This window comes from Williamwhitmania sp., from assembly GCA_035529935.1.
In the GTDB taxonomy this organism is placed as follows: Bacteria; Bacteroidota; Bacteroidia; order Bacteroidales; family Williamwhitmaniaceae; genus Williamwhitmania.
In genome coordinates, this window is the sequence record DATKVT010000128.1 from 1 (window position 1) to 9,523 (window position 9,523).

Below are 9,523 nucleotides of genomic sequence, written 5' to 3' on the forward strand. Positions count from 1 at the left end.
ACCAGCCTATAATACCGGCCGTGACAAAGAAGGGCAATACTGGGAAGATGAACCTCTCCTGCTTATTGGGAAAATAGGAATGAAACGCGGTGAATAGCAGCGTTGGCAAAACAATAATTAACGTCTTTTTCCAACTTCTAAAGAAACCAACAATCCAAAGCCAACCCAGAGGTGGAAGTAATACCCCAATAATAATGGAAGCATACATATAGGGGTTGTCTGTGCCATAATCAGTTTTATGAGCTAGGTTGTAGCGAATATACTCCATCAGCTCGGCAAAGGGACGTCCCCAAACAAACATGTCTACTACTCCCTGTATCATGAATATGGAGATCAACACCCCCACACCAAAAACTATCGCCTCCCAAAACTTTTTTCGGAAAAGGATTACCAGACCAATACCTCCTATAAAGATGGCTGTTTGGAAACGGATAGAAAAGGCTAAACCAATGACCGATCCTGCGAATAAAAAATACTTGTACGACCGAGACTCCTCAAGTGCAACATACACCATGTACACCCCCATCATTAAAAAGGGAATGCAAACCATCTCCACCAAATTCCTGACGGAGAGCATGGGCATAAACCAAAGGAATGATAGAGCGAGCCCGACCTGAATGGCAGCCTTTCTACCACCCATCCTATCGGCAATTTTGTAGCCAAAGGCAACCACAATGAGCGAAAATAGGGCGTGCAGCAACCGAATCAGGAATGCCATAACCTTGGGGTTATGAATGCTAGCCGCCTTAAAGGCAGAAAGTATGAGATAGTGAATTCCTACGTAAAAAAAGCTGTGGCCCGACGGAACCGGGTTCACCTGGCTCTTGGGTAACCAGTCGTTGTAATCGGTACCATCCACCCACGACTGTGACGCTTCTAGCACCAAAAAATGGTCGTCGTGCATTCCATACCCCTGTGAAAAAATGGCTGCAAGCAACCGTATGAGGAAAGCACCAATCAGAATAACATGGAGTGGATTGGAATCCCAAAGCTTTTTAAAGAATTTCATCATCCTATTTTTTAGTTTTCAATTCAGTAAAATGGTAATCCCCTACTTCGAAAATCCTCGTTTACAGTGACAAAAGCACAGTAATCTCCAATCCACACATTACCAACAGACGCAATATTCAACAACAACCTAGTAATTCTAAGAACTAGTGCTGCATGTTATACAACTTCGAATATATGCCACCTTTAGTCAGCAGCTCATCGTGCTTGCCCTGCTCCACAATCTCACCATCCTGCAGCACACAAATGAGGTCGGCACTCTTCACTGTCGACAACCTATGCGCAATTACAATGGATGTCCTATTCTTCATCAGATTTTCGAGCGCCTCCTGCACTAGCCTTTCGGATTCGGTATCCAGTGCCGAGGTGGCCTCGTCGAGAATCATGATTGGGGGATTCTTGAGAATGGCCCGAGCGATACTTACGCGCTGGCGCTGCCCACCAGAAAGTTTCCCACCCCTATCTCCAATATTGGAGTAATAGTCGTTGTGGGTAGCCTGAATAAACTCGTGCGCGTTGGCAACTTTAGCCGCCTGAATCACCGAATCAATGGAGGCGCCAGGAACACCAAATGCAATGTTATTATAAAAGGTATCGTTGAAAAGGATGGATTCTTGGTTTACGTTTCCCATCAACGCACGCAGACTCTTAATTTTAATATCCTTGATGCTAACACCATCGATTAAAATATCACCCTGATCAACATCGTAGAAGCGGGGAAGCATATCTACGAATGTGCTCTTGCCAGAGCCTGATTGGCCCACCAAAGCCACTGTCTGCCCTTTATGAATGGTAAGGTTGACATTCTTCAGCACAAGGTCGTTTTCGTACTTAAAGCTCACGTTGCGATACTCAATCTTTTCCTTAAACTCTAGCATGTCAATGGCATCTTCCTTCTCCTTTATTGGATTCTCCGCTTCCAAAACGACATCTATCCTATCGGCTGAGGCAAGCCCCTTAAGAACATTGTAGTAAGCTTGGCTAAATGATTTTACCGGGGTAATAATCTGAGAGAAGAGGATTATATAACCAATCAAGGTTGGTGCTGCAAGAGCGCTCTGCCCCGATAGCACCAACCTTCCTCCATACCACATAAGAATAACAACCACCGACACTCCCAAGAATTCACTCAACGGTGAAGCCAAGTCGCGACGACGATTTACTTTAACTAGTATGCGAGTATAAAAAGAGTTGGTGCTTTCAAAACGCCGAACCATCTTTTCCTCAGCATTAAAAGCTTTGATAATCCTTAAGCCCGAAAGCGTCTCCTCTAAAATGGCTAACAAAAATCCCAAACGACGTTGTCCCTTGAAGGAATTTTTTCGAAGATTCTTACCAATTCGCCCGATCATTAATCCGGACAATGGTAACAGAATAAATACAAAAAGTGTAAGTCTGGGGCTCATGGTTACAAGCCCAATTAGGTAAACAATTACAAGAATAGGGTCGCGGAAGAACATCTCCATGGAGCGCATAATGCTCACTTCTAACTCGTTTACATCGTTGGTGATTTTGGAAATAATATCACCCTTTCGCTCTTCTGAGTAGTATCCAAGCGGCAGAGAAAGTATCTTGGCATACATCTGGTTGCGAATATCCTTTACCACACCATTTCTAAAAGGAGATAAGAAATATAGCGATAGGTAAGTAAAGAAATTTTTTAGAAAAGTCATTACAACTACCAATACGCACATAAACAGGAGCGCATCGGTAATTCCATGCTGCACCTTAATTATACTAACAAGGTAGTTAAAGTTGTGTGAAATTGACTCGTATGAAAGGGTAAGAGGCACCGAGTTGGTTACAGGAGGAACCTGATTGAATAGCACACTTAAAAAAGGGATAACCATGGTAAACGTAAATAGCGAAAAAATTGCCGCCAGAATGTTAAAGCCAATGATTGAGGTGACTGTCCATTTATATGGAACCAGATATCGAAATATTTTACCAAATTTTTTCATTCGTATTCAATTAAATATTGTTCAAAATCTCAGTCCAACAGCACCAATTTCTTCGCCTACCAAGGGCACAAAATAATAGTAATGTGCAATGGTTTCATTCGGTGAGGATGCCGCCAGCCTGCATAAAAAACCCATGTTACAGAAAGCAAAAGTAAAAAAACAAGTGAGTATTAGCACAGAAAGAGACTAATAATCACAAGAAACCCCAGTAAATTTAGGTAATACTGGGGTTATATGTTCAAATTATTACTAGACTCCCGTATAGGTATAGGGCGTAATGGCCAACAGTTCCTGCTTAACCTCCTCTGCAACAGGCAGGCCAGCAATAAACTGCTGAAATGTTTCGGCTGTAACCTTCTTGTTGGTTCGTGTAAGCTCCTTCAGCATCTCGTAGGGATTGGGCACACCCTCCCTCCTCAGAATGGTTTGAATTCCCTCTGCCACCACAATCCAGTTATTTTCGAGGTCGGCATTAATAGCTGCTTGATTTAGGATAAGCTTGTCGAGACCCTTCATCAGCGACTTAAACGCCAGAACGGAATGAGCGGCCGGTACTCCCATGTTCCGCAGCACGGTGGAGTCTGTAAGATCGCGCTGCATGCGCGAAACCGGCAACTTAGCGCTCAGGTGCTCAAAAATGGCGTTGGCCATCCCTAAATTCCCCTCTGCATTCTCAAAGTCGATGGGATTAACCTTGTGCGGCATGGCCGATGAGCCCACCTCCCCCAGAACAATCTTCTGCTTGAAGTAGTCCATGGAAATATACTGCCACATGTCGCGAGAAAGATCTATGAGAATGGTGTTAATGCGCTTAAAATTGTCAAAGATAGCGGCAAGGTTGTCGTAATGCTCAATCTGCGTGGTTATTTGAGAGCGGTCGAGTTCCAGCGTCTGGTTCACAAAATGGTTGGCAAAGTTCACCCAGTCGATGTAGGGAAAGGCTACCACGTGTGCGTTAAAGTTACCGGTGGCACCGCCAAACTTTGCCGAGCAGGGAACATCGCGCAGCAGGTTTAGCTGCTTGCCGATGCGCTCCACAAATACCGACAGTTCTTTTCCAAGACGAGTTGGGGAGGCTGGTTGTCCATGTGTACGGGCAAGCATGGGAACATCCTTCCACTCCTCCACCAGCTGATTCAGCTTATCGAGCATGCCTTCGATCTGCGGATAGTAAACCTCGTGGGCAAACTCCTTTAGCGCCTGAGGGAAAGCCGTGTTGTTAATGTCCTGAGAAGTAAGTCCAAAATGAACAAACTCCTTCACCCCGCCGAGCTTTAGGGCGTCCATACGCTCCTTTACAAAATACTCCACCGCCTTCACATCGTGGTTAGTAACAGACTCTATCTCCTTTACACGGCGTGCATCGTCGGAATTGAAGTGCAGGTATATTTCACGCAACTTGCCAATGGTATCCTCTTCCATCCCCTTCAGCTGAGGAAGAGGTATTTCACACAAAGCGATAAAATACTCCACCTCCACATGAACCCGGTAGCGTATAATGGCCTCCTCCGAGAAGTAGCGGGCGCACTCCTCCACCTTGCTTCGATATCTCCCATCGATGGGAGATATGGCTGCCAAAGAGAAATTTTCCATGAGTTGCATTTTAGTTGATGTTGCAAAGGTAATAAATGCAAGAGTTTTTTACCCATAGAATTACAACTCACTCGTCGAAAACATACCGTTATTTTAAAATTGGTTAGCCATCTTAAGCTGGTTTTTGTTACCTTCGTAGTGTGAATTGTTGTCTCTAGAAATTTATTTACTGGCATAGTATGGCAAAAGTTAGAGTAGCTGCCGTTTCCTATATCAACACCATCCCATTTCTTTTTGGTCTCCAGCACCATTCTGTTAAAGAATCAATTGAGCTAATAGTCGACAGTCCATCAAACTGCGCCAAAATGCTCAACTCCGGTGAGGTCGATTTAGCCCTTATCCCAGTTGTGTTGATTCCTGACATCATTGGAGGTGAAGTGGCTAGCCGGTACTGTATTGCTGCGCTGCAGGAGATTCGCTCCTTTGTGCTCGCCATGAATGGCTCGTTAAGCAACCTATCGACGCTATACCTCGATATGAACTCCCGAACCTCAATCACGGCTGCACGGGTGCTTAGCCAGCACTCCTGGCGAATTGCGCCTGAGTTGAAACCATTGGAAAGGATTGAAACAGCGCTTCAGCTTCGCGCTGGTGAAGGAGCCATTCTGTTGGGCGACAATGTGCTGGGGTTAGAAGCAAGCTTGGGCTGTAAGATCGACATGGCCCATGAGTGGCGAAAATTTACTGGGCTACCATTTGTTCTGGCGGCCTGGGTTTCGAACCGAAAGCTTCCCAGCGATTTTATGGCGCTATTCAACGATGCACTTAAGTATGGCGTTAACCACCTCGACGAGGCTGTACTCATTGGCAACCCTAAGGGAATTCTTACACCACAGGATACACGACGTTACCTCACCGAAAATATAAGCTACATTTTCGACAACGAGAAAATGGAGTCGATGAAGCTATTTCAAAAGTTGCATGCTCAAATGGAGACCGTGCCCAACTAAACTTCAATATTTCCTTTTCTTTAATTAGCCAAATTGATTAACGTCCAAATTTCGAAGCCTGTATGATTGCCATATACTACAAAGCACTTAAAAAGATAATCCTTGAGGCGGATGTAAAGGTTTTCGATGAGATAGACCCAGAGGAGATTCTTTGGATCGACCTAATCAATCCAAGCCTTAAGGAAAAGAAGGCGCTGGAATCGTTTTTGGGAACTAACCTCACCTCCCGACAAAAGGCTGAAGAAATTGAGAGCTCATCGCGCTACTCCGAAACGGAGAACTTGGTGATTGCCAACTCCAACTTCCTGATTCAGGAGGAGGATACCTTCACTTACGAGCCTGTTTCTTTTATTCTAAAAGATGGCATTCTAGTTTCCATGCGTAACGCCGAGCTGCGAGTATTCGACGAATCGACCCGAAAATTTCAGATTAACTACAAGGCCTATCCCTCCGGATTTCATATTCTTGTTGCACTGCTCGAAACTCGAATCGACCTCGATGCTGACATGGTGGAGAGCATTGCGCGAGAAATTTCACAGGTGAGCAAGCGGCTATCGCTCAACACCGATATCGACGAGGAGATCATCCTCACGATCAATCAGTTACAGGAAAACACCATGGTCATCCGCGAGAACATTATCGACAAGCAAAGGGTGCTATCGGGCATTATGAAGAGCGAGCGGTTCCCTTCCGACATCTACCCAAAGCTCTCCATTATGCTCAAGGACGTAAGCTCGCTGATTAACCACACCGACTTTAGCTTCGAGCGTTTGGAGTACTTGCAGAACACTTTCCTTGGGTTAATCAACATTGAGCAGAATAAGATTATTAAGATATTCACCGTGGCATCGGTGGTGTTTATGCCGCCAACCCTCATAGCCAGCGTTTATGGCATGAACTTTAAAACAATTCCGGAGCTCCAGTGGACAGCCGGTTATCCGTTTGCCATTGGCCTCATGATATTTTCATCACTACTTACTCTATACCTATTCCGCCGTAGGAAGTGGCTTTAACTAACACCACCAGGACACACCATGAAAACACTGCTTCACTTAACATTTTCGCTGCTTGTTGCCATCACCACTCTCACAGGGGCTAGGGCACAAGCTACCGATACCACACGACATGCAAAACAGCTGGTTTACCAGATCAATATTCTGAGTGAAATTGACCCTGCTGCATGGCGCATGGTGCAAAGTGGATTTAGGGAGGCTGAAGAGCTGCACGCCAAGCTGGTGCTCATTCGAATGAATACATATGGTGGAATGCTCAACTCGGCCGACTCCATCCGAACCAAAATTCTGAACAGTCCCATCCCCGTGTGGGTGTTCATCGATAACCAGGCAGCCTCAGCTGGAGCACTCATCTCCATTGCTGCGAGCAGAATATACATGCGCAAGGGAGCAAGCATTGGTGCTGCCACTGTGGTAAACCAAACGGGAGAAGCACTCCCCGACAAGTATCAATCGTTTATGCGCGCTATGATGCGCGCCACGGCCGAATCGCACGGCAAGGACACCCTAATCTCCGGTAAGGATACCACCTTCCTTTGGCATCGCGACCCGCTGATTGCAGAGGCCATGGTGGACCCACGAACGGTAATCCCCGGCATTATCGATTCCACCAAGGTGCTTACCTTTACAACGTTGGAGGCCATAAAGAACCACTACTGCGAGGGCGAGGCTGAGTCGGTAAGCGAGGTGCTAGCCATGGGTGGTGTTACCAACTACGAAATTCACGAGCAGCGTATCACCGGGCTGGACAGCATTATGGGCTGGCTGCTGAACCCGGTTGTGCAAGGCATTCTTATCATCCTCATCTTTGCCGGCATCTACTTCGAGCTGCAAACGCCAGGCATTGGCTTTCCCATTATTCTGGCCATTATTGCGGCAGCAGTTTACTTTGCCCCGCTCTACCTCGATGGACTTGCCGAAAACTGGGAGATCATTCTGTTTCTAGTTGGTCTTGTGCTTATTGCCATAGAGGTGTTTGCCATTCCTGGTTTTGGTATTGTAGGCATTACCGGTATTGTGCTCACCTTTCTTGGGCTTACCCTGAGCATGATAGACAACAACCTCTTTAAGCAGCAGGGGCCAATTCCTGCAGGCCCCATTGTGCAACCGGTGGTAATTGTCTCCGTGAGCATGTTCCTCTCACTGGTAATGGTGCTCTTTCTAAGCAAAAACCTATTTGGCAACAAACGCTCACCACTCTACCGTCTGGCATTACATGCCCGATTGACCGAGCAGGAAGGATTTGTTGGCGTGGACCTTAGCCAAAAAGATATGGTCGGAAAAACAGGAGTAGCCGTATCGGTGCTACGACCCTCGGGCAAGGTTGAAATTGATGGGGAAGTTTATGATGCCGTTTCCACAGACGGATTCACGCCAAAGGGCGAAACGGTGGTGGTTAAGAAAAATCTTGCGGGACAGCTCTACGTTACCAAACCATAAAATACTAGACCATGGAAACGCAATTTACCATTAGAGACTACAGGCCAAACGACTACCGGGGTGTGCTCACCCTGTGGCAGGCAACAGGGTTGGGTGGTGCTCACCGGGGCGACAACGATAAGGTGATTGCCAACACATTGGAGTTGGGCGGCAAAATGCTGGTAATTGAGGATACCGCATCGCAGGAGATTGTGGGCACCTCGTGGATGACCTTTGACGGACGACGGATTGGCCTCCACCATTTTGGAATCTTGCCACGGTTGCAGCGTACTGGATTGGGAAAAAAATTGGCCCGGGCCAGCCTTGCCTTTGCCAAGTATAAGGGCTACCAAATTAAGTTGGAGGTGCACCGCGACAACGCCAACGCCATAGCCCTATACACCAAGCTGGGCTTCACCTACCTCGGTGACTACGACGTTTACATTATTAGAGATTATGAGGGGTTGGATATTTAAGGTAAGAGGCTTACAAGCAAATTAGTTATAAGGGTTAGCGGTGTGCATCATTTATGATGCGTTTATGCCTACTACTGAATTAATGAGGTACAAAAGCAAGTAGTCAATCGGTTATTACCCCAATTATCTTAAATCAAAAATAATTCCAAAATTAAGAGATGCACCTAATGGTTTTATGATAGCGAATGTTTTAAAACCAGCTGTTAAAAATATTGAATTATTCTTCTTCTGATAATTCAACCCAAAATTTAACGATTGTGCTGCAAAACCTGAACCTAAATCAAAGACGTATGATATTATTGGACTAAGTCCCATTTTTGGATTAATGTAATTGACAGAAAATGGTATCTCAACCTTTGATGATATATCCGTACCAATTTTATTAGGACTGTGCAATCCAATTCCCAGATAAACCTTTTCGCTTTTTTCTGATTGCTGAAAAAGTATATCGAATCCATATGTTTGTATTAGAGCGTTGCTTGACTCTGGATCATCAACATTTGGGAAATAACCAACGACTCCTCCTGATACAATCAACTTTATTTTTCGTGGAATTCTTTTTTCATAGATAATGCATTTTTCATCCTGACATGTTAATTTCTGGTATTTCTCAGCAAAATCTATAATCTTTTGTTTATTAAGCTTATCTAATTTCGGGATCTCCTTTACAATCGGTTGACAATCAAATGTATAATATGTTAATAGCCCAACATAACCTTTTGATTCATTTTGCATCAGCTTCCCGTCAACATATTCAATTTTCTTGGAATATTTCAACTCCTCAATTGGTAGCGAATCTTTTGCAGCAAAATAGTGACTCTGCTGTGAGTCATCTAAGTAAAAATAAATATCAAGTCTTCCATGAACTAAATATTCCAAGAATAATCGAACCGGTTTATTGTCTATATCTATATTTTTAGACACATAATATTTACCATTTGTAAACCTATAACCATATATCTTATCACTACTGTCCGACTAAATTTAGAATAACAGGTTTTTGACTCTGCACACCAATAAACACGGGCAGTATTCTTGTTGCGTAAAAGGCACCTCCTCAGAAAACAAATTTAATTTGAGCGTCTAAAGCTGGCGACCCCCGC

The 9,523-nt window shown here is 44.8% G+C and carries 8 protein-coding genes; 4 read left to right on the forward strand and 4 right to left on the reverse strand.

Translation table 11 applies throughout. The features are described 5' to 3' along the window. From VMW01_09945 to purB, 3 genes are all read right to left on the reverse strand, one after another. Positions 1 to 1,009: glycosyltransferase family 39 protein (locus VMW01_09945; protein HUW06574.1), on the reverse strand; the 1,009-nt coding region annotated here is incomplete at its 3' end. A gap of 145 nt (positions 1,010 to 1,154) precedes the next feature. Then, on the reverse strand, positions 1,155 to 2,969 hold the full coding sequence (locus tag VMW01_09950) for an ABC transporter ATP-binding protein (protein HUW06575.1): 1,815 nt from the start codon (positions 2,967 to 2,969) through the stop codon (positions 1,155 to 1,157). Positions 2,970 to 3,218: 249 nt separating this feature from the next. Further along, the gene (gene purB, locus VMW01_09955; protein ID HUW06576.1) at positions 3,219 to 4,562 is read right to left on the reverse strand and encodes an adenylosuccinate lyase; all 1,344 of its coding nucleotides are present in this window, start codon (positions 4,560 to 4,562) and stop codon (positions 3,219 to 3,221) included. A 179-nt stretch (positions 4,563 to 4,741) separates the two neighbouring features. Between purB and VMW01_09960 the strand changes: the two genes are divergently transcribed. The 4 genes from VMW01_09960 (at position 4,742) to VMW01_09975 (ending at position 8,420) form a co-directional block, all read left to right on the forward strand. Further along, on the forward strand, positions 4,742 to 5,512 hold the full coding sequence (locus VMW01_09960) for a menaquinone biosynthesis protein (GenBank protein ID HUW06577.1): 771 nt from the start codon (positions 4,742 to 4,744) through the stop codon (positions 5,510 to 5,512). A gap of 62 nt (positions 5,513 to 5,574) precedes the next feature. Further along, positions 5,575 to 6,525: a magnesium/cobalt transporter CorA gene (corA, locus tag VMW01_09965; GenBank protein HUW06578.1), complete on the forward strand. Its 951-nt coding sequence runs from the start codon at positions 5,575 to 5,577 to the stop codon at positions 6,523 to 6,525. Positions 6,526 to 6,546: 21 nt separating this feature from the next. Beyond that, positions 6,547 to 7,965: an NfeD family protein gene (locus VMW01_09970; GenBank protein ID HUW06579.1), complete on the forward strand. Its 1,419-nt coding sequence runs from the start codon at positions 6,547 to 6,549 to the stop codon at positions 7,963 to 7,965. An 11-nt stretch (positions 7,966 to 7,976) separates the two neighbouring features. After that, entirely contained in the window at positions 7,977 to 8,420 is a 444-nt protein-coding gene (locus VMW01_09975) for a GNAT family N-acetyltransferase (protein HUW06580.1), read from the forward strand. A gap of 123 nt (positions 8,421 to 8,543) precedes the next feature. Here the strand turns inward: VMW01_09975 and VMW01_09980 are convergent, their stop codons facing one another. Next, positions 8,544 to 9,344 carry a hypothetical protein gene (locus VMW01_09980; protein ID HUW06581.1) on the reverse strand — a complete coding sequence of 267 codons (801 nt, stop codon included), beginning with the start codon at positions 9,342 to 9,344 and terminating at the stop codon, positions 8,544 to 8,546. Positions 9,345 to 9,523 lie beyond the last annotated feature (179 nt).

Coding starts and splice junctions, on each gene's coding strand:
- VMW01_09950 (HUW06575.1), bottom strand. CDS start 2,969: ATGAAAAAATTTGGTAAAATATTTCGATATCTGGTTCCATATAAATGG.
- purB (HUW06576.1), bottom strand. CDS start 4,562: ATGGAAAATTTCTCTTTGGCAGCCATATCTCCCATCGATGGGAGATAT.
- VMW01_09960 (HUW06577.1), top strand. CDS start 4,742: ATGGCAAAAGTTAGAGTAGCTGCCGTTTCCTATATCAACACCATCCCA.
- corA (HUW06578.1), top strand. CDS start 5,575: ATGATTGCCATATACTACAAAGCACTTAAAAAGATAATCCTTGAGGCG.
- VMW01_09970 (HUW06579.1), top strand. CDS start 6,547: ATGAAAACACTGCTTCACTTAACATTTTCGCTGCTTGTTGCCATCACC.
- VMW01_09975 (HUW06580.1), top strand. CDS start 7,977: ATGGAAACGCAATTTACCATTAGAGACTACAGGCCAAACGACTACCGG.